Genomic DNA, 25,310 nt, shown 5'->3' on the forward strand with positions numbered 1-25,310 from the left:
GTCCATTGGCACCCTGGCCAATGAGGGCACGATCTTCGGCCAGCAAGCGGGCATCAATAACAATGGGATGGGCAGCATCGGCCTGCTGACCAACGACGGCACCATCCAGGCCCAGTCCGGCTATGGCATCAACAACAGCAATACCGGGTCCATCGGCACCCTGATCAACACCGGCCTTATCGGCGCCACCGGGGGCGGCGTCGGCGTCAGCAACACCGGCGGCACCATCGCCAGGCTGGTGAACAGCGGCACCATCCTGGGTGTGGGCTCCAGCGCCGCCGCCATCAGCAACGACGGTGGCACCCTCGGCACGCTGGTGAACAGCGGCCTCATCCGGGCCGAGGCCCCCTTGGGCACCGGCATCTATGGCGGCAGCATCGGCCTGCTGTCCATCGCCGGCGGCGGCCAGGTCATTGGTGCCCAGGGTGTCTACGCCGGGGAGATGAACACCCTGGCCAACAGCGGCACCATCCAGGGCAGCACCATCGGCGTTCGCGCCGACACCCTGGATACGCTGGTGAACGACGGAATCATCCAGGGCGGGACGCTCACCGCCGGCATGACCGCCGGCCAGGGCATCATTTACAACAACGCCGTCGGCCTGCTGCGCAACAGCGGCACCATCAGCGGCGGCTATGCCGGTGTGGCGGCCGCCGGCACGACCGGCACGATCCTCAACAGCGGCAGCATCCTCAGCCGCTTTGGGGCCGTGAACGTCAATGGTCTGGACCTGCTGAACAACAACGGTCTCCTCAGCGGCGGCACCGCCGTCTTCAGCAACAGCGGCGTCGGCAGCCTGGTGAACACTGGCACCGTGGTCGGCGGCACCGTCGCCCTGTCCGGCGCCTTCGGCGTCATCGACAATGCCGGCCTGATCCAGGGCCCCGTCGCGGCCCGGTTCAGCAACCAGGTCATTGGCTTCACCAACAGCGGCATTGTGGCCGGCGACATCGTTGCCACCATCGGCGACCTCAGCATCACCGGCGGCAGCGGCACGCATGTGGGCACCTTCACCGGCTATGCCGCCAACACGCAAGGCACCATCACCGTCACCGGCGGCACCCTGGTGCTGGCGGGCGGCAATGTGGCCCTGAACGACCAGGTGCAGGCCAGCGTCGTCAATGCCGGCGCCAACCTGACCATCGCGTCGGCGGTGACCATCGCTGGCGCTTACACCCAGGCGGGCGGTACCCTCCAGCTCAACACCGCCACCCCGCTGCAGGTGGCCGACCAGGCCACCATCGCCGGCGGCGTGCGGGTGGGCCAGGCCACGGCCAACTTCACCGTCAACCAGACCACCACCCTGGTCAGCGCGGCGGCGGGCTCCGACTACAGCGCCGCCACCGTCGGCGGCCTGGCGGGCATGGACGTCGCCGGCACGGTGGATGGCGCCGGTCGCCTGATCGCCGCCTTCCGGAACGACTATATCGGCGGCAGCCTGCTGACCCTGTCCAACACTGGCAGCATCAGCGCCAACACCGGCGTCTATGTGGCGGGCACGGGCAGCCTGGGCACCCTGGTCAACACCGACCGCCTGTTCGGCACCCTGGCCGCCGTGTCCATCGCCGCCGGCGGCGTGCTGGACGTGCTGGACAACGAACAGACGGTGGACGGCAACGTCATCAACGACGGCAACCATGGGCTGACCATCGTCGGCAACACCAGCCAGGCCAGTTCCTTCCAGAACGGCACCATTCGCAGCCGCGGCGCCGACGTGGTGCTGGCCGCCGGCCGCCTCTCCATGGGCGATGTCGTCGACGTCGGCGCCCTGACGCTGCGCAACACCGGCGCCACCATCCTGTCCAACGCGCCGCTGAACGTGGTGGGCAACTACCGCCAGACGGCGGGTGAGCTGGACGTCATCGCCGGCAGCGGCGCCTTGCGGGCCAGCGGCAATGTCGACCTAGCGGGCCAGGTGCTGGTCTACGCCGGCACCGCCAACATCCTGGCCGGCGACGTCAGCACCATCGCCCAGGCCGGCGGCACGCTGGGTGTCAGCGGCGCCACCGTCCAGGGCTGGAACCTGTCCATCACCAGCGCCGTCAGCGGCAGCAGCCTGCTGGCAACCGCCCATACCGACTATCTGGGCGCCTCCGCCACCAGCGTAGTCAACACGGCGAACATCGACGGCACCTCCGTCGCGGTCTACGTGGCGGCATCCGCCACCATTGGCACCGTCACCAACCAGGGCACGCTGTCCGCCCGGTCCAACACGGCGGTGCAGGTGGGGGGCACCATCGGCACCCTGGCCAACACCGGCCTGATCGCCGGCCAGGACAATGCGCTGTCCATCAGCGGCCGTTTGGATACCCTGGCCAACGCCGGCACCATCGCGGGCGATATCCTCAACGCCACCAGCGGCGCGCTGGTCATCACCGGCGGCAGTACCGGCACGGTGGGTACCGTCACGGGCTATGCCGGCGGGCGGGGTACCATCACCAATGTGCTGAGCGGCCTGACCTTCGCCGCCGGCAACTTGCTGGTGAACGACGATATCGACGCCGCCGGACAGACGGTGACCAACAGCGGCGCCACCCTGACGCTGGGCAGCGGCACCATCACCGGCGCCTTCGCCCAGACGGGCGGCACCCTGTCCATCATGAGCCTGGCGGTCAGCGACGCGGTCAGCCTGACGGGCGGCGTGCTGGTGGCCCAGGGCGTCACCGCCAGCGGCAACTATCTGGCCAGCACCCTGGGCACCCTGGTCACGGCCGGTGCCGCCTCCAGCTACGCCGGCGTCACCCTGGCGTCCGACCTGACCGGCCTGAACGTCGTCGGCCAGACGATGGGCAACGACCTGCTGCTGGTCGCCAACAACGACTACATCGGCGGCACCCTGGCAACGCTGACCAACAGCGGCACCATCACCGCCGCCGCTGCCGTCTATATCGCCGCCACCGGCAGCCTGGGTACCCTGATCAACACCGGCACGCTGTCGGGTGACATCCGCAACCTGTCGGCCAACGCGCTGGCCATCGCCGGCAACACGGCCGGCGGCACGGGTCTGCTGACCGGTGGCACCATCCGCAACACGCAGTCCGACCTGACCTTTACGGAAGGCGCGTTGCGGCTGGAGGACGCCATCGACGTCACCGGCCATACGGTGGTGAACAGTGGGGCCAACCTCACCATCGGCGGCACCGTCGCCGTGGCCGGCAACTTCAGCCAGACCGGCGGCAGCCTGCTGATGGACCTGTACGGCAGCCAGCTGACCGTGTCCGGCAGCGTGGCCATGACCGGCGGCGCCCTGACCATCACTGGCGCCAGCAACCTGGCCAACTACACCGTGGGATCCGCCCTTTCCACCCTGGTTTCCGGTGGTGCGGGCGCCAACTACGCCGGTCTGTCCATCACCACCGACCTGACCGGCTTCGACATCGGCAGCAGCATCGCCGGCAACGCCCTGGTCGCCATGGCGTTCAGCGACTATATCGGCGGCACGCTGGGCACGCTGAACAACACTGGCACCATCAGCGGTGTCGTGACCGGCCTGTACGTCGCCGGTACCGGCAGCCTGGGCACCTTCACCAATACTGGTGCCATCACCACCAGCAGCCGGGCCGTGGCCATCAGCCCCTACGGCACCGCCGGCCGGGTGGACACCCTGGTCAACCAGGGCGGCATCACCGGCCAGACCGCCGTCTTCGTCGGCCAGGGCGGTATCCTTGGCATCCTGGTCAACAGCGGCACGCTGGCCGGAACCGGCTATGCCGCCATCGACAACTTCGCCGGCACCATCGGCCTGATCCAAAACAGCGGCACCATCGCCTCCTCCTACCCCTATTCGGCCCTGGCCAACAACTGGGGGGCCGGGATCGGCACGGTGTCCAACACCGGCATGCTGCAAGGCCTGTACAACGGCGGCACCATCGGCCTGGTCAGCATCGGCACCGCCGGCACCATGCACGGCTGGTTCACGGGGCTGGCCAATGCCGGCACGCTGGCGGCTGTGATCAACGACGGCCAGATCTCCGGTCCCATCGGCGTGCGGGTCGGCGGCAGCAACGGCAACGCCGGCGGGGGTAGCCTCGGCACGCTGACCAACGCTGGAACCATCAGCGGCACCTCGCACGGCGTCGACAACATGGTCAGCGGCGCGCTCAGCCCCACCATCGCCCGGGTGGACAACAGCGGCCTGATCACCAGCGCCAACGGCGCCGCGATCTTCAACGAAGGCTCGGCCAGCGCGCTGGGTACCCTCGGCACCCTGGCCAACAGCGGTACCATCCAGGGTGTCGTCGGCCTCGCCAACGACGGCACCCTGGGTACCCTGCTGAACGGCGGCACCCTGGCCGGCAATGCCGCGGCCCTGACCATTGGCACCCTGGGCACTCTCGGCTATTTCCGGAACGATGGCCTGGTGGCGGGCGATATCGTCAACCTGGCCGCCCGGGACCTGACCATCAACAACGCCGGATCCATCGGCACCTTCACCGGCTACGGCGCCGGCACCCAGGGCACCATTCGCAACACCGGCGGCAACGTCGTGTTCGCGTCCGGCGCCCTGACGCTGAACGACGCCATCGACGTGGGCAGCCACACGGTGGTCAACAGCGGCATCGCCCTGACCCTGGCCGGCACCGTCAGCATCACTGGCAACTATGCCGAGGCCGGCGGCACCGTCACCATGGCCCCGGGCAACCAGCTGGCTGTCAGCGGCGTGGCTAGCATCAGCGGCGCCGTCTTCTCCCTGACCGGCCAGACGGCCACCGGCAACTATCTGGCCGGCACCTTGGGCACGGTCGTAGCCGGGGGCGCGGGTTCCGACTACAGCGGCACCTCGCTCACCGCCGGCTACCAGGGCGTGGCCGCCCTCTCCAACGGCGGCAACCTGGTTGCCGTGGCCACCAGCGACTACATCGGCGGCAGCCTGGCCTCGGCCGGCAACAGCGACACCATCGTCAGTAGCCTGGCCTCCAGCTTCCTGACGGTGGCCAGCACCGGCACCCTGGGCAGCTTCACCAACAGCGGCAGGCTGACGGGCGGCGTCTTCCAGGTGGACGTGGCCGGTGTCATCGGTACCTTCGTCAACGCCGGCAGCCTCAGCGGCAACAGCTTGGCCGTCCATGTCGACACCATCGGCAGCGTCGGCGCCCTGTCCAACAGCGGCATGATCGGCACCGCCGGCAACCAGGTGGGCATCGCCGGCACCCTGGGCCTGCTGTCCAACAGTGGCACCATGGGCGGCGTGTCCGTGGGCGGCACGGGCACGCTGCGCACCGTGGACAACAGCGGGCGCCTCGCCAGCGTGCTGGTCGCCCTGGGCGGCCGCCTGGACAGCCTGGTCAACACCGGCTGGATGGGCAGCCTGGGCGCCAGCGGCCTGGTCACCCTCATCAGCAACGGCGGCACCATCGGCGGCGGCTCGACCGGGATCAACCTCACCCAGGCCAGCATTGGCCACCTGTCCAACACCGGCACCATCAGCGCCGCTGTCGCCGTTGCCGTTGACGGCAGCAGCACCATCGGCACCCTGTCGAATACCGGCTGGATCAGCAGCCTGGGCGACAGCGGCACCATCGGCATCCTGGACAATGCCGGCTCCATCACCGAGCTGGACGTCAGCGGCCGGGTGCTGTCGCTGCTGAACAGTGGGTCCATCGGCGGTAACGCCAACGGCATCTACCTGGCACAAGGCGGCACCATCGCCAGCCTGTCGATCAGCGCCGGCGGCGTGCTGGCCGGCACCCAGCTGGGCCTCCAGAGTGAGGAGCGGATCGGCACCCTGACCAACGACGGCCTGATCCAGGGGGTCAGCGCGGGCATCAACAACCGCCGCACCACCAGCACCATCGACCTGCTGAACAACCGCGGCACCATCTGGGCCACGGGCAGTACCGGTTTCGCCATCAACAACGCCGGGACCATCGGCACCCTGCTGAACAGCGGCCTCATCAGTGGCGGTCTGGCCACGGGCACCGGCATCTACGGCGGCAGCATCGGCCTGCTGTCCATCACCAGCGGTGGCCAGGTCATTGGTGCCCAGGCTGTCTACGCCGGGGTGATGAACACCCTGGCCAACAGCGGCACCATCCAGGGCAGCACCATCGGCGTTCGCGCCGACACCCTGGATACGCTGGTGAACGACGGAATGATCCAGGGCGGCACGCTCACCGCCGGCATGACCGCCGGCCAGGGCGTCGTCTATAACAACGCCATCGGCCTGCTGCGCAACAGCGGCACCATCAGCGGCGGCTATGCCGGTGTGGCGGCCGCCGGCACGACCGGCACGATCCTCAACAGCGGCAGCATCGTCAGCCGCTTTGGGGCGGTGAACGTCAACGGCCTGGACCTGCTGAACAACAGTGGTCTCCTCAGCGGCGGCACCGCCGTCTTCAGCAACAGCGGCGTCGGCAGCCTGGTGAACACCGGCACCGTGGTCGGCGGCACCGTCGCCCTGTCCGGCGCCTTCGGGGTCATCGACAACGCCGGCCTGATCCAGGGCCCGGTCGCGGCCCGGTTCGGCAGCCAGGTCGCGGGCTTCAGCAACAGCGGCATTGTGGCCGGCGACATCGTCGCCACCATCGGCGACCTCAGCATCACCGGCGGCAGCGGCACGCATGTCGGCACCTTCACCGGCTATGCCGCCAACACGCAGGGCACCATCACCGTCACCGGCGGCAACCTGGTGTTCGCGGGTGGTGGGGTGTGGCTGAACGACCAGGTGGCAGGCAGCGTGGTCAACGCCGGGTCCGACCTGATCCTGACCAGCATCGTCAGCATCAGCGGCGCCTACAGCCAGGTCAGCGGCACGCTGGACCTCAGCCGAGGTGCGGGACAGCTGGCGGTGGCCGATGCCGCCAGCATCACCGGCGGCACCATCGTGGCCAGCGTCAGCGCCGGCGCCAATTACCTGGCCGGTACGCTGGGCACCCTCGTGGCCGGCGGGGTTGGTTCCACCTACACCGGCGCCACCATCGTCACCGCCGTCACCGGCCTGGCGTCCAGCGGCCTGACCGCCGGCGGCGACCTGCTGCTGATGGCCGATAACGACTATATCGGCGGCACCCTGGCCACGCTGACCAACAGCGGCGCCGTCACCGCAGCCACCGCGCTCTACATCGCCGCCAGCGGCAATCTGGGCACGCTGGTCAACAGCGGCACCCTGACGGGCAACATCCGCAACCTGACGGCCCATGACCTGGTGGTCGTGGGCGGCCCCGGGGGCGGAAATGGTGGCGGTGTTGTGGGCACGTTGATCGGCGGCACCATCGTCAACAGCCTGTCGGGCGTGTCCTTCATCGCCGGCAACCTGTTGCTGGCCGACGCCATCGATGTCGGCGGCAACACGGTGGTGAACAGCGGCGCCACCCTGACCATCGGCGGCACCGTTGCCATCACCGGCAACTACAGCCAGACCGGCGGCGGCCTGATGCTGTCGCTGGGCGGCAGCCAGCTGGCGGTCGGTGGCAGTGCGGCCCTGACCGGCGGCGTGGTCACCATCACCGGCGCCAGCAGCCTGGCCAACTACACCGTGGGCTCTGCCCTGGCCACCCTGGTGTCCGGTGGCGCGGGATCCCGCTACACCCTGTCCATCACCAACGATCTGACCGGTTTCGACATCGGTAGCACGGTGGTGGGCAACGCCCTGCTGGCCGTGGCCCACAGCGACTATATCGGCGCTTCCCTGGGCAGCCTGGCCAACACCGGCACGGTCAGCGCCGTCACGGCCTTGCGCATCGCCAGCAGCGGCTCACTGGGCAGCTTCGCCAACAGCGGCGTGCTGCTGGGCGGCGTCGACGCCGCGTCCAACCTCGGCACCCTGGGCACGCTGTACAACGCCGGCCTGATAACCGGCACCACCGCCGGCGTGGCCAACAGCGGCATGCTGGGCCTCCTGCTCAACGCCGTCGCGGGCACCGTGGCGGGTGGCATCGCCAACCAGGGCGTCTTGGGCCAACTGGCCAACGCCGGCCTCATCACCGGTGCCACGGCCATCGCCAACAGCGGGGCCGGCACCATCGCCACCGTCGCCAATACCGGCCTGATCCAGGGTGGCCAGGTGGGGCTGCTGAACGCCGCCACCATCGGCCTGCTGGACAACAGCGGCACGCTGTCCGGCATCACCGCCCTGCGCAACGCGGCTGGCGGCAGCGTCGGCGGTATCGTCAATAGCGGCCTGATCCAGGGCGACATCGTCAACCTGGCGGCCGGCGGTCTGACCATCAGCGGCGGCAGCGGCACCCAGGTGGGCACCCTGGCCGGCGGCACCATCACCAGCACCGGCGCCGACGTGGCCTTCAACGCCGGAACGCTTTTGCTGGCCGACGCCGTCAACGTCACCGGCCATACCCTGGTCAACAGCGGCGCCACCCTGGTGCTCACCAGCGTCGTCTCCGTCACCGGCAACTATAGTCAGACGGGCGGCGTCCTGGGCCTGACCGCAGGCAGCAGCGGCCTGGCGGTCAGTGGTGCCGCCACCCTGTCGGGCGGCGTCGTGGCGGCCGCCTACGACGCGGGCGTCAACTACTTCGGCGGGGCCATCGCCACCCTGGTGTCGGCGGCGGGCGGCCTGAGCGTCTCGGCCTCCATCACCAACACCGTGACGGGCTTGGCCATGGTGACGCGGCTGTCGGGCACCGACCTGACGGCCAGCATCGCCAACGACTACATCGGCGGCACCTTGGGTAGCCTGACCAACACCGCCGCCCTGGGTGGGCCCACCGCCTTCTACGTGGCGGCGGCGGGCAGCGTCGGCACCCTGGTCAACAACGGCACCCTGGCGGGCACCCTCAACGGTCTGGCCGTGGCCGGTGGCCAGATGGGCCAAATCAGCAACGCCGGCCTGATCCGCGGCTCCTCCACCGCCGGTGTGCAGGTGGGCACGGGCGGCCGCCTCGGCACGCTCAGCAACAGCGGCACCATCGCCTCCGACATTGGCTCGGGCGTGCTGGTCCAGGGCAGCCTGGGCAGCCTGACCAACAGCGGCCAGGTGACCGGCGGCGGCGTGGCTTTGGACATCGCCACTGGCGGCATCGTGGGTTCGGTCAGCAACTTGGCCGGCGGCACGCTGGCCGCCGGCACCGTCGGCGTCCTGGTGGCGTTGGGCGGCACCCTGGGCGGCTTCAGCAACGCCGGTGTCCTGACCGGCGCGCATCTGGTAGGCATTGCCGGTCAGGCCGGGCTGGTCAACAACAGCGGCACGCTCACCGGCGGCGCCTCCACCGCTTTCCGCATCAGCGGTACGCTCGGTACCTTGGCCAACAGCGGCCTGATCACCGCTACCCACGGCGTGCTCAGCGTCACCAGCAGCGGCGTGCTGGGCCTGCTGGCCAACAGCGGCACCATCATCGGCGACATCACCAACGCCGGCGCCCAGGACCTGACCATCACCGGTGGCGGCACCGTGGCGGGCACCTTCACCGGTGGCACCCTCACCAACCTGGCCAGCAACGTGGTGCTGGCGGGGGGCGGCCTGGTCTTCAACGACACCGTCAACGTAACGGGCCACACCCTGGTCAACAGCGGCGCCAACGTCCTGCTGTCCAGCACCCTGACGATCACCGGCGCCTACAGCCAGACCGGCGGCACCCTGGCCCTGGCCGGCAACCATTTGGTGGTCAGCGGTGTCGCCAGCCTCAGCGGCGGCACGGTCAGCACCAGCATCGCGGCGGCCACCAACGTCAACTATCTGCAGGGTGACATCCTGGGCACCCTGGTGGTCGGCGGCGCCGGCTCCAGCTACACCGGTGTCTTCACCCAGGTGAACGTGACGGGCCTAGGGGCGGCCGCCAGCGCCGTGAGCATCGGCGCCGACACCGACCTGGTGGCCACCGTTTCCAACAACTACATCGGCGGCACCCTGTCCACGCTGGGCAATGCCGGTACCATCGTTGCCGTCACCGCCCTCTATGTCGGCAGCGGCGGCAGCGTCGGCAGTGTCAGCAACAGCGGCGCGCTGTCGGGCAGCGTGGTGGGCGTGGTCAACAACGGCACCGTCGGCACCTTGACCAACAGCGGTACCGTCACCGGTTCCGTCGCCGGTGTCGCCAACGCCGGTTCCGTCGGCAGCTTCAGCAACGACGGCTCGGTTAGCGGCTCCATCGCCGGTGTGGTCAACAGCGGCACCATCGGCACCCTGGGCAATACCGGCACCGTCACCGGCAGCATTACCGGCCTGGGCAACCAGGCGGGTGCCAGCATCGGCACGCTCAGCAACAGTGGCACTGTCGCCGGCCAGATGGCGCTGAACAACGCCGGCACCATCGAGGTGGTCGTCAACAATGGCGCCCTGATCGATGCCGGCGCCCCGACGGCCGCCGGCCTGTACAACACCGGCAACATCGCCACGGTGCTGAGCAGCGGCACCATCCTGGGCGCCACCTATGGCGTCTACAATGCCGGCACCATCGGCACGCTGGCCAACAGCGGCCTGATCACGGCGCCCACCGCCCTTTATCTCGACACGGGCTCCAGCCTGGGTGTGCTGGCCAACAGCGGCACCGTCGCCGGCAACATCCTGAACCTGTCGGCCAACACGCTCAACATCATCGGCGGCAGCGGGACGGTGGTGGGTACCCTGACCGGCTACACCGCCGGCAGCCAGGGCAGCATCATCAACACCCTTGGCAACGTGAACCTTGCCTCCGGCAACCTGTTGCTGAACGACGCCGTGAATGTCGCAGGCCACACCCTGGTCAACAGTGGCGCCTCGGTAATCCTGGACAGCCTGGTCAGCGTCACCGGCGCCTACAGCCAGACGGCCGGCACCCTGACCCTGACGGATCCTGCCCATGTCGGCCTGGCCGTCAGCGGGACCGCCAGTTTCAGCGGCGGCACGGTTGTCGCCCAGTACAGCGCCACCGGTAACTACCTGGCGGGCGTGGACACGCTGGTGGCCGGCGGTGTCGGCTCCAGCTACCTCGGCGTGGTGGTCCAGGGCAGCCTCACCGGTCTGGTGGTGAGCCAAGGCGTGGCGGGCACCAACCTGCTGGCGGTGGTTGGCAACGACTATGTCGGCGGTACCCTGGGCAATCTTTCCAACACCGGCACCCTCACCGCCGCCACGGCTGTGTACATCGCGGCCAGCGGCAGCCTGGGCAATCTTTCCAACAGCGGCGCCCTGATCGGCGACCTGATCAACGCCAGCAGCCATGATCTGGTGATCGCGGGTGGCAGCGGCACGGCAGTGGGCAGCTTCTCGGATGGCACCATCCGCAACAGCCTGTCCAACCTGACCTTCGCGTCGGGCGCGGTCAGCCTGGGCGATGCCATCGACGTCACCGGCCATACCGTCAGCAACAGCGGCGCCAACCTCACCCTGGCCAGCGACATCTCCGTCACCGGCGCCTACAGTCAATCGGCGGGCACGCTCGACGTGGCCGGCCATAGCCTGAACGTCAGCGATGCCGCCAACGTCAGCGGCGGCACGGTCTCCGCCGGTCTCAATGGCACCGGCAATTACCTGGTGGGTGACAGCGCCACCCTGATCCAGGGCGGTGCCGGTTCCAACTATGCCGGCGCCGTGGTGACCAGCGGTGTCAGCGGCCTGTCGGCGACCGGCACGACCAACGGCACCAGCCTGCTGGCCGTCGCTGCCAACGACTATATCGGCGGCACTCTGGCCAGCTTGGCCGTCACTGGTAGCCTGACCAACACCGCCGGCGCCACGGCGGTGTACATCGCCAGCACGGGCACGCTAGGCACCATCGCCAACAGCGGCACCATCGCGGGCAGCATCGTGAACACCAGCGCCAACGCCCTGGTGTTTACGGGCGGCACCGGCACGGTCACCGGCACCCTGACGGGGACCGGCGGCATCGGCACGATCACCAGCACCGGCGCCAACGTCACCCTGACCAGCGGCAACCTGCTGCTGAACGACCACGTGAACGTGGGCAGTGGCACGCTGGTGAACAGCGGCGCCAACGTGCTGCTGACCAACGCCATCGGCGTGACGGGCAACTACAGCCAGTCGGCGGGCACGCTGGCCATGGGCATCGGCAGCGGCACGGCGGGTGAGCTGTTGGTCAGCGGCAACGCCGCCTTCACCGGCGGCACCGTCGCCGTGACGGCGCTCTCGGGCAGCAACCTGATCGCGGGTCAGAGCTACACCATCGCCGAGGTGGGCGGGGCCTTGACCACCAGCGGCCTCAGTGCCGCAGCCACGGGCTTCAGCGCCACGCTGGGCACGGGCGCCAACGGCGCGGCCACCGACCTGCTGCTGACGCTGCTCAGCGACTATGTCAGTGGCACGCTGGGGACGCTGACCAACACCGGCACGATCAACGCCGCCACGGCGGTGTTGATCACCAGCGCCGGCAGCCTGGGGACCCTGGCCAACAGCGGTGTCCTCATCGGCAACGTGATCAACGCCAGCGCCAATGACCTGGTGGTCGTCGGTGGTTCCCCAAATGGCGTTAATGGCGGCACGGTGGGCAGCTTCAGCGGCGGCACCATCCGCAACAGCCTGAGCAACCTGACCTTCGCCTCGGGTGCCGTCAGCCTGGGCGACGCCATCGACGTAACGGGCCACACGGTCAGCAACAGCGGGGCCAGCCTGACCCTGGCCGGCGACGTGGCGGTGACGGGCAACTACAGCCAGACGGCGGGCACGTTGGCCGTCGCGGGTCATAGCTTGAGCGTCAGCGGGGCGGCGCAGGTGACGGGCGGCGTGGTCGATGCCGGGATGACCGGGACGGCCAACTACCTGGTGGGCGACAGCGTCACCCTGATCCGGGGCGGCAACGGCTCGACCTACACCGGGGCCACGGTGGTCAGCGGCCTGACGGGCCTGGACGCCACCGGCACCACCAGCGGCAGCAACCTGTTGGCCGTGGCGGGCAACGACTACATCGGTGCCAGCCTGGCCACGCTGAACGTCACGGGTACCCTGGCCAACAATGCGGGCGGCGCCACGGCGCTGTACATCGCCCGCACGGGCACCTTGGGCAGCCTGGCCAACAGCGGCACCATCCGTGGCAACATCGTCAACCTGTCGGCGGGTGATCTCAGCATCACCGGTGGGTCCAACGGCGCGGTGGGTGTGTTCACCGGCGGCACCATCCGGAATGCCGGCAGTAATGTGGTGTTCGCGTCGGGCGCCGTCAGCCTGGGCGACGCCATTGTCGCCACCGGCCACACCGTGGCCAACAGCGGTGCCAGCATCAGCCTGGCCAGCGACATCAGCGTCACCGGTGCTTACAGCCAGTCGGCGGGCACACTCTCCGTTGCCGGTCATGTGCTGAGCGTCAGCGACGCCGCCAGCGTCAGCGGCGTGGTCAACGCCGGCGTCAACGCCACCGGCAACTACATCGTTGGCGACAGCGTCACCCTGATCCAGGGCGGCATCGGCTCCAGCTATACCGGTGCGACTGTCACCAGCGGTGTCACCGGCCTCGATGCAACCGGCACCACCAGCGGGACCAACCTGCTGGCGATCGCGGGCAACGATTATGTCGGCGGGACTCTCAACACCCTGAACGTCACCGGCACGCTGGCCAACACGGCCGGCGGTGCCACGGCGCTGTACATTGCCAGCACGGGCACCCTGGGCAGCCTGGCCAACAGCGGCACCATCACCGGCAATGTGGTGAACACCGGTGTCCGGGACCTGACCATCATTGGCGCCACTGGGGGCGGCGGCAATGGCGCGGTGGGCCGCTTCACCGGCGGCACCATCACCAGCACCGGGGCCAACGTGGTGTTCGCGTCCGGTGCGGTCAGCCTGGCTGATGCGCTGAACGTCGCCACCCATACCGTCAGCAACGCCGGCGCTGGCATTGCGCTCGCCAGTGACGTGGCGGTCACGGGCAACTTCGCCCAGAGCAGCGGCACGCTGACCACGGGCGGTCATGTCCTGACCGTCAGCAATGCTGCCACCGTGACGGGCGGCGTGGTCAATGCCGGTGTCAGTGCCACGGCCAACGTCCTGGCGGGAGACAGCGTCACCCTGATCCGGGGCGGCACCGGCTCCAGCTACAGCGGTGCCACCGTCACCAGCGGCCTCACCGGCCTGTCGGCCAGTACCGCTGTCAGCGGCAGCAGCCTGATGGCCGTGGCCGGCAACGACTATGTCGGCGGTAGCCTGGCCAACTTGGCGGTCACCGGCACGCTCAGCAGTCCGACGGCGCTCTATATCGCGGCCACCGGCGCCTTGGGCACCCTGGCCAACAGCGGCACCATCAGCGGCAACATCACCAACCTGTCGGCCAACGACCTGGTGGTTGCGGGCGGCACCGACAGCGCCCCCGGCACCCTGACGGGCGGCACCATCACCAATACCCGGTCCGATCTGCGCTTCGTGCGTGGCGTCATGATGCTGAACGGCCGGGTCGATGTCGGCAGCCACAGCGTGGTGAACAACGGGGCGACCCTGCTGGTGAACAGCGCGGTCAACATCACCGGCAGCTACAGCCAGACGGCCGGCAATCTGGTGGTCGGCGTGTCGTCCACCACCAGCTACGGCAGTCTGGTCATCAGCGGCAGCGCCAGCCTGACGGGCGGGTCGGTGACGCTGACGGCGATCAATGGCGGCCAGCTGTCGGCGGGCAGCTACACCATCGCATCGGCCGGCTCCACCCTGACGACCAGCAACCTGACCCTGACCGCCACCGGCTACACCGTCACCAGTTCCACCATCACCGCCAACGGCGCTACGGATCTGATCCTGACGCTCAGCAGCGGCAGCGGCGGGAGCACCGGCCCCACGGGTCCCACCGGCCCGGCCACGCCCAGCACCCAGTACACGGCGGTGGGCCTGGCGGCGGGCGGTCCGGGGGTGGGCACCGGCCGGGCGCTGGACGTCATCGCCAACAGCGACGGCGCGGCGGCCCAGGCCTTCCAGACGGCGGTGCTGACCCGCCTGTCCAAGCTGTCGGGCGAGGCGCAGCAGCTGGCGGTGATCCAGCTGTCGCCCAGCCAGCTGACGCCGCAGATCAACACCTTCTCCGTCACGCCCTCCACCAACGCCATCAGCCTGCACCAGCAGCATGCGGCGGCGTACATGGATGGCCCAATGGGGGATGTAAACGGGAAGGGGGCGGCGGCCGGCTCCGACGGCCAGCAAGGCGCGGTGTGGGGCGAGATCCTGGGCGGCGGCGTTCTGCGCGGCAACAACGCCGACGCGGCGGGCTACAGCGGCACCACGGCCGGCCTGGTGCTGGGCGTGGACTGGTACGCCAATGACACGGTCATGGCGGGCCTGGCCTTCAGCTGGCTGAACGGTTCGGTCAACGGCGAGGGCACCGCCGCCGGCAGCCAGACCAAGGCGGCCAGCTACCAGCTGACGGCCTACAGCGTCTGGCGACCGGATTGGGCGGACCAGCGCCTGTCGGTCGAGGGCCAGGCCAGCTTCGGCTACAACCACTACGACCAGCGCCGCTGGATCGGTTTCCTGGGCGCCCGCGCCAACGCCAACTATGGCGGGGAGCAGTATCTGGGCAAGGTGACGGTGGGCTACGACCTGCCGGTCTCCGCCAGCTTCACCCTGACGCCGCAGGCCAGCCTGCGGGCCGTGCGCCTGACCAACCACGCCTATGACGAGCATGATGCCGGCGTGGCCAACATGGCGGTGGGCGCCTTGAAGGTGGACAACCTGACGCAGGAGCTGGGCGCCAAGCTGTCGGGTAATATAGGGACGGCCTGGGGCCGGCTGCTGCCGGACCTGCGTCTGGCCTGGGTGCACGACTATCTGAACGGCCCCATCGCCACCACCAGCGTCCTGGCCGGCACCAGCTTCGTCAGCAGCACCGGCCGCACCGCCGCCGATGGTCTGGGCATCGGCGTGGGGGCCACCCTGGATCAGGGCGACGGCTTCAAGCTGCGGCTGGAATACTCCGGCGAGTTGCGCCGCGACTATCAGAGCCACGCCGGGGTTCTGCGCGCCACCTTCGACTTCTGAAGGGGCGATCTCCAACCGGTTCCCTGCCAAGTCCCGCCAGCCGCCAGCGGCGGGGCAGGGGGCCGCCGGCCGGATGTGTGGACGGACGGGCTTATTCCCGCTAGCCCTCGCCACACTTCCGGCCGGGTCTGGCCGGCCGGGTCTGGCCGACCGGACCGCGACGGTTCTCCGCCAGGGCATGTGCGGCTATAACCTCTCCGCGGGCCGGGTGGCGCGCATGCAAGAGGGGAGCTTTTTGAATGATCGAACGCATCGGCAAGGCGCAACGCTGGAGCGACGCCGTCGCCGTGAATGGCCTGGTGTTTCTGGCCGGCCATGTCGCGGATAAGACGCGCGGCCAGTCCGTCGCGGCGCAGACCGCGGACGTGCTGGCCCAGATGGACGAGACCTTGGCCAAGGCCGGCATCACCAAAGCCAACCTGGTCAGCGTCACCATTTACCTCGCCGACATGGCCGGCTTCGATGAGATGAATTCGGTTTGGGATCGCTGGGTGGATTCCGACAATCCCCCGGCCCGGGCGACGGTCGAGTCACGGCTGGCCTATCCCGATTTCGCCATCGAGATGACCGCCATCGCGGCGCGGTAGTCCCCATGGCCACCGGCCGGGACGGCCAAGGATTAGCTGCGGCATTTCCCGGCCGCGCCCGCTACACTCCCGCCCGATTTGGCCCGCCCGGTGGGTCGGCGGCGGCGGTAGAGGGTTCCTATGGTGTGGGATGAGCGGCGGGGCGATCGGCGGGGGCAGACCAGCGACACGCGCCGGCCGGCGGATATCGACTACGCCCGTGTCATCCACTCGGCCAGCTTCCGGCGGCTGCAGGGCAAGACCCAGATCCTGAATTTGGGCGACAGCGACTTCTACCGCACCCGCCTGACCCACTCGCTGGAGGTGGCGCAGATTGCCGGCGGCATCGTGCGCCAGTTCCAGCACCAGTTCACTGATCACCCCGCCCATCCGCATCTGCCGGACATCGCCCGCATCCAGGCCATCGGCTGCACCCACGATCTGGGCCACCCGCCCTTCGGCCATGGCGGGGAGGTGGCGCTGAACTACTGCATGCGCGACCATGGCGGTTTCGAAGGCAATGGCCAGACGCTGCGCGTCCTGTCCCGGCTGGAGAAGTTTCCCGAGGGGGCCGGTGCCAACCTGACGCGCCGCACCCTTCTGGGTGTGCTGAAATACCCCGTGGCCTACCATGAGGCCGCCAATCCCGCGGTGCGGCCCGGTCTGGACGCCAGGGCGACCACTATCCGGATCATCGACCGCAAGGCGTCCAAGCCGCCCAAATGCTATATGGACAGCGAGGCGGACGTGGTCGACTGGATCCTGGCGCCCCTGAGCACGTCCGACCGGGACGCCTTCCGCGCCTATGTCCGCCAGGACGGCAGGCATCACAAGCCCCTGCACAAGTCGTTCGACTGCAGCATCATGGACCTGGCCGACGACATCGGTTTCGGCGTGCATGATCTGGAGGACGCGCTGGCCCTGCGGCTGATAGGGCGGGATGACTTCACGACCCGTGTGCCCCGTGAACGGTGCGCCGCCTTCCTGGACACGCTGCGCGGGCCCTATGCCCAGGAACTCGGCGGCGATGCTTACGCGGCCTTCGTCGACAGGCTGTTCGGGGAGGAGGACCAGCGCAAGCTGTTCATCGGCCGCATGGTCCACTACCTGATCGCCAGCTGCCATATCGACACGCGGGAAGCGTTCCAGGAACCGCTGATCCGCTATCGCGCCGCCATGGACGACCGTGCGCGGGGCTTCCTGGACGCGCTGAAGCAGGCGGTGATGGACATCGTCATCCTCAGCCCGGCCGTGCAGCAACTGGAGTTCAAGGGCCAGAAGATGGTGGTGTCGGTGTTCGAGGCCATGGCGTCCGAGCCCGCAAATTTCCTGCCGCGCGAGGTCTATGCCCGTTATCGGCAGGAAGGGGACAGCCCCCGGGTCATCTGCGACCACATTTCCGGCATGACCGACAACTTCCTGATGAAGACCTACGACCGGCTTTTCAGCCCGCACATGGGTTCCGTTTTCGACCAGCTGTGAGGGGGATCCGGGGGCAGACGTCAGCGCTGCGGCGGATCCGCCGCCGGCCCTGTCGGTTCATTGGGAAGGGGCGGAGCCTCCGCAGGGGTTGTGGGGGCGTTGGTCGGTCCCGGCGCCGCTTCGCGTGCCACCGTCGGTTCCGGCCGCTTGGCGGCCGGGGCAGCGCCGGGAGCGGGCTTGGCCGCCTCAGCCCGAGGCGCGGGGGCGCGGCCATGTTCCTCCGCGGCCGGCTTGGGCGCCTCCTGCGGGCGGCCGTCGTCGCCCGTGTTCAGGATGACGGGCAGGCCGTCGCGGCCGCCGATGATGATGGTCTTGGCGTTGGAGGAATTGGCCAAAGTGGTGGTCGCCTCGATGCCGCGCAGGCGCAGGTATTCCGGCGTGATGGTGTTGGCCACCGTCGCCTGGAAGTCGCGGATGCCCTCGGCCTCGATGCGCTTGCGGTCGCGTTCCTTGGCCTCGCGCGCCAGGCGGAAGTCGTACTCCTGCATGATCTGCTGCTGTTCGGCCTTGCGCTCGATGGCGGCGCGCACGCTGTCCGGCAGGGTGACGCTGGAGATCAGGATGTCCTCCACCCGCACCAGGGCCGGGCCGCGGCCGCTGGCCATCTGTTCCTCCAGCGTCAGGGTATCGGGCGCGGTCTCCCGCGTCGGCAGGGGGAATTCCTCGCGGTCGCGCTTCAGCAGATAGGCCTGAATCTCCGCGCGGTTCAGGGAGTAGAACTCCTCCGGGCTGTGCTGGGAGACGAATTCGTAGAGCAGCGAGGCGATCTTGGGCCGCACCAGCGTGTCGGCGTAGTCGGGACCCGCCAGCTTGTGCACCAGGCCGGCGGCGTGGGGGTTGATGCGGAAGCGCACCGACATCTCCACCTCCATGGTCAGGCCATTGGCCGCCACGGCGGGATAGGTGCGCGTCAGGGTCTGCAGCCGGCTGTCGTAGATGTAGATCTGGTCCCAGGGGGCGATGACGTGCGTCCCTTCCTCCAGCACATGGTCGGTGACGGTCCCGCCGGCGAAGCGGTGCCACAGCACGCCGACGGATCCGGCGGGCACGGCGACGACCACCGCCGGGGCGAGCGCGAGGGCGGCCAGCAGCAGCAGCAGCGCTGCGGCATAGAGCGACAGGCTGTTGGCGTCGGCCCAGCGCTTCAGACGCTGACGGAAGGATCGCGGGCCGCTCTTGGCCCCGGGTTCGGCCATGGTCATCGTTCGGTCGGCGTCCGCAAATGGTCACGCACCCGCGAACTCTGCCGGCCCACCGCCTGGATCAGGAAATTCAGCAGGGGCGTCAGGATCAAGGCCAGCAGGAAGTGACCCATGAAGCCGATGGTGGTGTTCCGGCCCATGACACCACAGAGGATGCAGGCCAGCAGGTAGATGACGATGACGGTCAAGGGCATGAGGTGCGCAATCCCGTACGAGTGGAGCCCCGCAAAGGGCCGCCGTGCAAGTGGTGGGCCTTGGAATGGGGCGGCTGACGCCGGCCTCATTCCAAGGGTACCACAATTCAAACGCGATCAGGCGGCCGCCGCAGCCGCCTGCGCCGACTTTCCACGCACCTCGTTGAACTTCTCCTTGAAGAAGTCCGTGACCTTGGCCGGGTCGAAGGTGAGGAAGGTGCCGCCGGAGGCGAAGTGCTGCGCGAACACCTTGCCCAGGGCGTAGGTGAAGGCCGCGTTGAAGGCCGGCTGGGTCAGCAGGCCCAGGACCGGGCCAACCAGCGGGATGGCCTTCAGCGTGTGGCGGAACGCGAAGGAGCCCAGCAGGCTGCCGCCCAGCGTTGCCGGGGCGACGGTGGCCAGCAGGGTGCCGATGGCGGCCTTGCCGATGTCGCCGCGGAAATCCACGCCGTAGTGCTTGGCCAATTCGCGCAGCAGGTTCAGCTGCACGCCGGCCAGCACCGCGTCATCCAGCAGCACGACCGGGATGACGGCTGAGCCGGCCGCCAGCAGGAGGTGGGTGCGGATGATATGGCGGACGGCGACCTCATCCGCCACGGCCACGGCCGCGTGGGTCGTGTCGGAGGCGACCGCGTCGACCGGGGCTTCCGTGGTGGTGGCCGTGGGGGACACGGCCTCGGGGCCGGCCGCCGCGGCCTCTTCTGGGGTTAGTTCTTTCTTCGTGACCATGATCTCACGCTCCAAAGAAGACGTTGAGGGGGGACCGGTCCGGACCACGGGTCCGGCTTGTTCCATCCCGGGAGGGACGGCCCGATGTGACTGGCCGCCGGCAAGGGCCGGCAGCCCGACGATATGGGCTAACCAATAACGGGCTCATGACGGCGGTTCCCCGGTTGAGGAAGCCGCCAATGCGTTCTTTAAAAATAGACTGTGAATAAGGCGGACGTAATCGTCGGGATTTTCCTGAATGAAAAAATGACCTCCTTTCATCGTTTGTAGTTGGAAGCCGCGGGCCCTGACCGTTTCCCAGGCCGCCACCTCTTCCACCGTGACGGTCGTGTCGGCATCGCCGGCCAGGGCCAGAAGCTCCAGGGGCAAGGGTGCGGGGGTAGCCACCCGATAGCTGTCGGACAAAGTGAAGTCCGCGCGCAGCAGGGGGCGCATCAGGTCCATCAGGTCCCGGTTCTCCAGCACCTCGGGCGGTGTGCCGCCCAGGCGCCGCAGTTCCTGATCCAGGCCGGCGTCGTCCAACTCCCAAACCGGGGAGCGGTTGGGGGGCAGGTGGGGCGCCCGGCGCCCGGAAACCACTAGGCCCAGGGGCGGCCGTCCGACGCGCACCAGCGCCTCGGCCACCGCGTGGGCGATGGCGGCCCCCAGGGAATGGCCGGCCAGGACCAGGGGCCGCCGGGGCAGGGCCTTCAGCGCCGCCACGATGGGCGGCACCACCTGGTCCATGCGGGTGGCGGCCGGTTCCTGCCAGCGGCCGGGCCGGCCGGGCAGCAGCACGCCCCAGACGTCCAGGCCCGGCGGCACGCCCTTGGCCAGAAAATTCAGCGCGTTCAAGCCGCCGCCGCCATAGGGGAAGGCGACGATGGTACCAATAGGGTTCGTGCCCCGGATCAGGGGGTGCAGCCAACTCATGCCTGGGCCTCCGTCGGTTCGGCCGGGCCGGGTTCAAGCGGCAGGGGATGCACCAGGCGCAGGCGCCCTTCGGACATTTGATAGACGCGGTCGGCCAGGTCGAACCAGCGCTCGTCATGGGTGACGCAGATGACCACCTTGCCCTGCGCCTTCAATTCCGGCAGCAGCTGCTCGTAAAAGACCGCGCGGAAGTGGGGGTCCTGGTCGGCCGCCCATTCGTCCAGCACGATGACCGGCTTGTCCTCCAGTTGCGCCAGCACCAGGGCCAGGCGTTTGCGCTGCCCGGTGGACAGACGGACGGTGGTGAAGGCGCCGTCGGCCACGGCCACCTTGTCCTGCATCTCCAGCCGGGTCAGCAACCCCTGCACCCGCGCCGGATCCGGCGACGCCACGCCGTAGAGCCGGCGCGACAGGTGATAGTCGGAGAAGATGGCCGAGATCTGGTCACGGTAGTCCTGCAAAGCCGCTGCCGGCACGGGCGCGCCATTGACCAGCAGCGTGCCGTGGTCCAGCGGCATGAGGCCGGTCAGCAGGCGCAGCATGGTGGATTTGCCGGAACCGTTGCCGCCGGTGATGAAGGTGACCTCCCCACCCCGGAACTCCGCCGTCAGCGGCCCCACGGCGAAGCTGGGCGTGCCGTCATCGTTGCGATAGGCGAAGCCGGCCTCGGCCAGGGCGATGGACCGGGGGGCGGGCAGCGTCGCCACGCCATCGGCCGGTCTCTCCTCGATGGGCGCGCGACCGGCCGGTACGGGGGCGTCGGCGGTGACGGCCCAGCGGCCAGCGGCCTCGGCCAGACGCCGCTCCATGTCCTCGATATTGCTCAAGGCCCGTTCGGCCATGGACACCATGGGCGTCACGAAGGACACGGTGCTGATGGGCCCGACGATGAACAGGGCGGCCGTCGTCACCGGCACCACCACCTTGTAGTATTCCGCCGACACCAGGGGGACGACGAAGACCATCAGGCCGATCAGGGCATAGAACATGGCCTCAATCAGGGAGAAGTTGCGCACCCACTGGGTCTTGGTCTCGACATTCACCCGCCGTGCGCGGGATGACGCCGCCCCCACCGCCCCCACCAGGGCGTCGGCCCGGCGGCGGCTCATGCGGGCCTCCTTGAAGCCCTGGGTCAGGTCGGTCAGCCCGTCGAAGACGTCGGCCTCCGCTTGGCCGGATTCCGCCAGCATTTCCTTGAACGAGCGGGTGCGGCGATAGCGGATGGAGACCGCCAGGCCAGCGAAGGCGAAGGCCAGCACGCAGGCCAGGGGCGAGAGATAGGCCAGGTAATAGGCCAGGAAAACCAGCATCACCGCCTGCTGCGCGCCCACCGCCAGGATGGGCAGCACGCGGGCCAGGATCTGGGTATCCTGGATCAGCACGCCGTGCAGGGCGGCGCGGCCGATGCGCTCCACCGTCACCAGGTCGGCCCGCCGCACCGCGTCGAACACCCGCATGCGGAAGGTGTGGATCAGCCGTTCGGCATCCCGCGACGCCGTCACCAGGATGGCGTTGTGCGATACGCAGAACAGGGTGATGGTCACCGCGTACATCAACACCAGGCGGGCGTCGACCTTGTCCGCTTCCTGGCTGGCCGCCGCCACCAGGCCCAGCAGGGCGGTGGTGGCGATGGCCGATACCAGGTTCATGAAGGTCAGCATCTTCAGGTTCTGCGGGATCTCCCGCAGGACGACCTTGGCCAGTCTCATGCCGGCACCTCCCGCCCATGCCAGGCGGTATCCAGCGGCACCTCGCGCAGGCGTCCCTCCTCCATGTGCAGGCGCCGGTCGGCTACGTCGAAATACTGGTCGTCGTGGGTGACGGCGATCAGGGTCAGGCCCCGGTCCTTCAGGGCCGGCACCACCTCGCGATAGAATTTCTGACGGAAGTGCGGGTCCTGGTCGGCCGCCCATTCGTCCAGGATCAGCACGGGCTTATGCTCCAGCAGCGCCGCCACCAGGCCCAGGCGCTTGCGTTGTCCGGCGGACAGGTCGCGGCGGGCGAAACGGTCGCCGTCCACCCGCGTCACGCGCTGCATCTCCATCCAGCGCACCAGTTCATCGACCTCGGCCGTGTCCAGCGCCGGCACGCCGTAGAGGCGCGCGAACAGGTGGAAGTCGGCGAAGACGGTGGCCATCTGCTCGCGATAGGGGTCCAGCCGCTGGGGCCCGATGGCCAGGTCGTCCACCATCAGGCGGCCGCGCATGGGCTGGTACAGGCCAGTCAGCAGCTTGATGAAGGTGGACTTGCCGGAGCCGTTGCCGCCGGTGATGAACACCACCTCGCCCCGCCGCAGGGTAAGATCGAAAGGTCCGACGGCGAAGGCCGGTTCACCCGCTGGGGCCGGGAAGGTGAACTCCACCCCATCCAGGCGGATCTCGCGGAAATCCGCCGGCAGGTCCAGGGGGGGCGCGTCCTGCCCCGGTTCGGCCAGGGCCGCCAGATCCTTTTCCAGGTCCAGCATGCGGCCGGCCGCACCATCGGCCGCGGTCATGACCGCCAAGGATTGCATCAGGCCGAAGATGGGCGTGGACAGGAAGATCACCGCCGCCGCGACCTTCACCATCTGCTGCGAAAAGCTGCTGGAATAGTGGGGCAGCACGAAGACCAGGATGCCCAGCATCAGGTTGAAGACCATCTCCCCGAAGATGAACTGCTGCCAGGTGTGCATGTGCACCCGGCCGCGCTGCGCCATGGTGCGGTCTGAGGTGGTGACGAAAATGGTGTTGAGGTCGTCGCTACGGGCGCTGCTCAAACGCTGTTCCTTGAAGCCGTCGAACAGGTCCGACACGCTTTCGAACAGCGCCTCCTCCTCCGCCATCAGCAGGACCTGCTGTTCCTCCAACGCCCTGCTCAGCCGGACATAGAACCAGGCCCCGCCCACCAGCACGGCGGAGATGACGAAGAAGGCCAGCGGCGACAGCACCGCCATGTAGACCAGCACCGCGACGACCGACAGGACGGAGCGCAGGGTGATGGCCATGAACTCGGAGTTCTGCGAGATCAACTGCCCCGCCTGGGTCACGCTTTCGAACAGGCGGGCCTGGCCGAACCGCTCCAGCTTCAGCAGGTCGGACCGGCGCACCTGGTCCACCAGGCGCATGCGCACCGTGTCGACCACCTCTTCCAGATAGGCGGCCATCTGGGTGACCATCCAGCCTTCCGTCGCCATGTAGGCGGCAAGGCTGGCCAGGAAGGCACCGGCCAGGACGAAGTTGACGCCTGCGCGCTGCTGCTCCGCGATTTCGGAGGCGGCGGCGTTGACGATGACCAGGATCAGGGTGCTGGACAACGCCGATCCCGCCGCCGCCAACAACAGGCGCCGGATGCGGGCGGGACCGATAAGCTTGATCAGGCGGAGAAGGTTCACGCGGCCCGTCCTACTTTGGGGGCGTCCGCGCCGCCATAGGCGGACAGCGGCACGTCATCGTCGACGCGGATGCGCCAGACGTGGCGCTCATGATCCTCGAACGCAGTTCGGCCGTGCAAGGCCATGTGGTTGTTGACGAAATGGATGCTGTCCGCCGGCATGGAGATCTGCAGCAGGGCCTCGGGCCGCCGCGCCTCCGTCAGCAGCAGGTCCAGCGCCCGGCGCACGTCCGGTGTGTCGGCGGCGGGGTGCAGGGCCAGTCCCTTCATCAGCGTGTCGGCGCGGAAGCGGATGCCGGGCCGTTCGGCGAAGATGGTGGCGAAGGTCACCTCCACCGTGTCCGTGCCGCCGTTGGCGGTGAAAACGCCGGGAATGCGGAACGGCAGCACCTTGCGCGACAGCAGGTCAATGGCCCAGCGCCCCTCCTCTGTCGCGGACAGCGATCGCTTCAGGCATTGCAGGTCGCGCACCAGGGAGATGCCGCCGCCGCAGGCCGCCGGGCGGATGTAGTACAGCATCATGTATCGCTCCGGCCGGGCGAAGTACTGCGTATCGGTGTGCAGATCGGCCTCGTCGGCATGCTCGGAGAAGGTGGTGGCTGCCTTCTGCTGTCGCACCTTAACGTCCCAGATGACGCGGCGGTTCACCTGGTCCGTGGCCGTCGGCCGGCCCATGCAGGCGGCCAGCGCGAACAGCACCTGGGCCCGCTCCTCCAGCTCCAGGTGCGCCAAGCCGGCCTGGCGCACGGCGATGCCGCTGTAGTCGGTCTCCAGGATGTGGCACAGCGCCTCGGCCGTGGCGGCCAGGGTGGGGCTGGCCACGGTGAGGGCGGCGCGCAGCTCCACGGGTGTGGTGGGCGGCACCAGCCGCTCGATCCGGATGTCCGGGCCGTAAAATTCCCGTAATGCCGCCTGCACGCACAGGCGTTCCCGCTCGGGCACGGGCGACAGGGCGAAGTCGCCGATGCGGAGGCCTAGGTCTTCAAGATGGGTCAACATGGCTCGTCACCGTCTT

Annotated in this window: 10 protein-coding genes (1 of these 10 only partly in view); 3 read left to right on the forward strand and 7 right to left on the reverse strand. The window is 68.8% G+C overall.

Annotation, left to right across the window (positions count from 1 at the left end; all coding sequences use genetic code 11):
• The 3 genes from Y958_RS29795 to Y958_RS29805 all read left to right on the forward strand — a co-directional run.
• Positions 1 to 15,841, forward strand: the 3' portion of a protein-coding gene (locus tag Y958_RS29795; RefSeq protein WP_088875539.1) for a hypothetical protein. It extends 13,697 nt beyond the left edge of the window; 15,841 of the gene's 29,538 nt are visible here — the last part of the coding sequence; the start codon falls outside the window, past its left edge; the stop codon is at positions 15,839 to 15,841.
• Positions 15,842 to 16,080: 239 nt separating this feature from the next.
• Positions 16,081 to 16,428, forward strand: a complete 348-nt coding sequence (locus tag Y958_RS29800; RefSeq protein ID WP_088875540.1) for a RidA family protein — start codon at positions 16,081 to 16,083, stop codon at positions 16,426 to 16,428.
• 120 nt (positions 16,429 to 16,548) lie between these two features.
• On the forward strand, positions 16,549 to 17,889 hold the full coding sequence (locus tag Y958_RS29805) for an anti-phage deoxyguanosine triphosphatase (RefSeq protein ID WP_088875541.1): 1,341 nt from the start codon (positions 16,549 to 16,551) through the stop codon (positions 17,887 to 17,889).
• A gap of 20 nt (positions 17,890 to 17,909) precedes the next feature.
• On the opposite strand, the gene Y958_RS29810 is transcribed toward Y958_RS29805, so the two are convergent.
• The 7 genes from Y958_RS29810 to Y958_RS29840 all read right to left on the reverse strand — a co-directional run bounded on the left by Y958_RS29810 (position 17,910) and on the right by Y958_RS29840 (position 25,294).
• Positions 17,910 to 19,085, reverse strand: a complete 1,176-nt coding sequence (locus Y958_RS29810) for a prohibitin family protein (protein ID WP_244909699.1) — start codon at positions 19,083 to 19,085, stop codon at positions 17,910 to 17,912.
• 2 nt (positions 19,086 to 19,087) lie between these two features.
• Positions 19,088 to 19,285: a hypothetical protein gene (locus tag Y958_RS29815; RefSeq protein ID WP_088875543.1), complete on the reverse strand. Its 198-nt coding sequence runs from the start codon at positions 19,283 to 19,285 to the stop codon at positions 19,088 to 19,090.
• 117 nt (positions 19,286 to 19,402) lie between these two features.
• The gene (locus tag Y958_RS29820) at positions 19,403 to 20,014 is read right to left on the reverse strand and encodes a YcjF family protein (RefSeq protein WP_088875544.1); all 612 of its coding nucleotides are present in this window, start codon (positions 20,012 to 20,014) and stop codon (positions 19,403 to 19,405) included.
• 144 nt (positions 20,015 to 20,158) lie between these two features.
• Positions 20,159 to 20,926: a thioesterase II family protein gene (locus tag Y958_RS29825; protein ID WP_088875545.1), complete on the reverse strand. Its 768-nt coding sequence runs from the start codon at positions 20,924 to 20,926 to the stop codon at positions 20,159 to 20,161.
• Positions 20,923 to 22,635, reverse strand: coding sequence for a cyclic peptide export ABC transporter (locus Y958_RS29830; RefSeq protein WP_088875546.1), 1,713 nt, complete (start codon positions 22,633 to 22,635; stop codon positions 20,923 to 20,925). Before Y958_RS29830 ends, Y958_RS29825 begins: the two co-directional genes overlap by 4 nt.
• Positions 22,632 to 24,296, reverse strand: a complete 1,665-nt coding sequence (locus Y958_RS29835) for an ATP-binding cassette domain-containing protein (RefSeq protein ID WP_088875547.1) — start codon at positions 24,294 to 24,296, stop codon at positions 22,632 to 22,634. Before Y958_RS29835 ends, Y958_RS29830 begins: the two co-directional genes overlap by 4 nt.
• On the reverse strand, positions 24,293 to 25,294 hold the full coding sequence (locus Y958_RS29840) for a TauD/TfdA family dioxygenase (protein ID WP_088875548.1): 1,002 nt from the start codon (positions 25,292 to 25,294) through the stop codon (positions 24,293 to 24,295). Before Y958_RS29840 ends, Y958_RS29835 begins: the two co-directional genes overlap by 4 nt.
• Between the last annotated feature and the right edge of the window lie 16 nt (positions 25,295 to 25,310).

The sequence above is a fragment of the Nitrospirillum viridazoti CBAmc genome (genome assembly GCF_000730165.1).
Lineage (GTDB): Bacteria > Pseudomonadota > Alphaproteobacteria > Azospirillales > Azospirillaceae > Nitrospirillum > Nitrospirillum viridazoti.

Coding starts and splice junctions, on each gene's coding strand:
- Y958_RS29800 (WP_088875540.1), top strand. CDS start 16,081: ATGATCGAACGCATCGGCAAGGCGCAACGCTGGAGCGACGCCGTCGCC.
- Y958_RS29805 (WP_088875541.1), top strand. CDS start 16,549: ATGGTGTGGGATGAGCGGCGGGGCGATCGGCGGGGGCAGACCAGCGAC.
- Y958_RS29810 (WP_244909699.1), bottom strand. CDS start 19,085: ATGGCCGAACCCGGGGCCAAGAGCGGCCCGCGATCCTTCCGTCAGCGT.
- Y958_RS29815 (WP_088875543.1), bottom strand. CDS start 19,285: ATGCCCTTGACCGTCATCGTCATCTACCTGCTGGCCTGCATCCTCTGT.
- Y958_RS29820 (WP_088875544.1), bottom strand. CDS start 20,014: ATGGTCACGAAGAAAGAACTAACCCCAGAAGAGGCCGCGGCGGCCGGC.
- Y958_RS29825 (WP_088875545.1), bottom strand. CDS start 20,926: ATGAGTTGGCTGCACCCCCTGATCCGGGGCACGAACCCTATTGGTACC.
- Y958_RS29830 (WP_088875546.1), bottom strand. CDS start 22,635: ATGAGACTGGCCAAGGTCGTCCTGCGGGAGATCCCGCAGAACCTGAAG.
- Y958_RS29840 (WP_088875548.1), bottom strand. CDS start 25,294: ATGTTGACCCATCTTGAAGACCTAGGCCTCCGCATCGGCGACTTCGCC.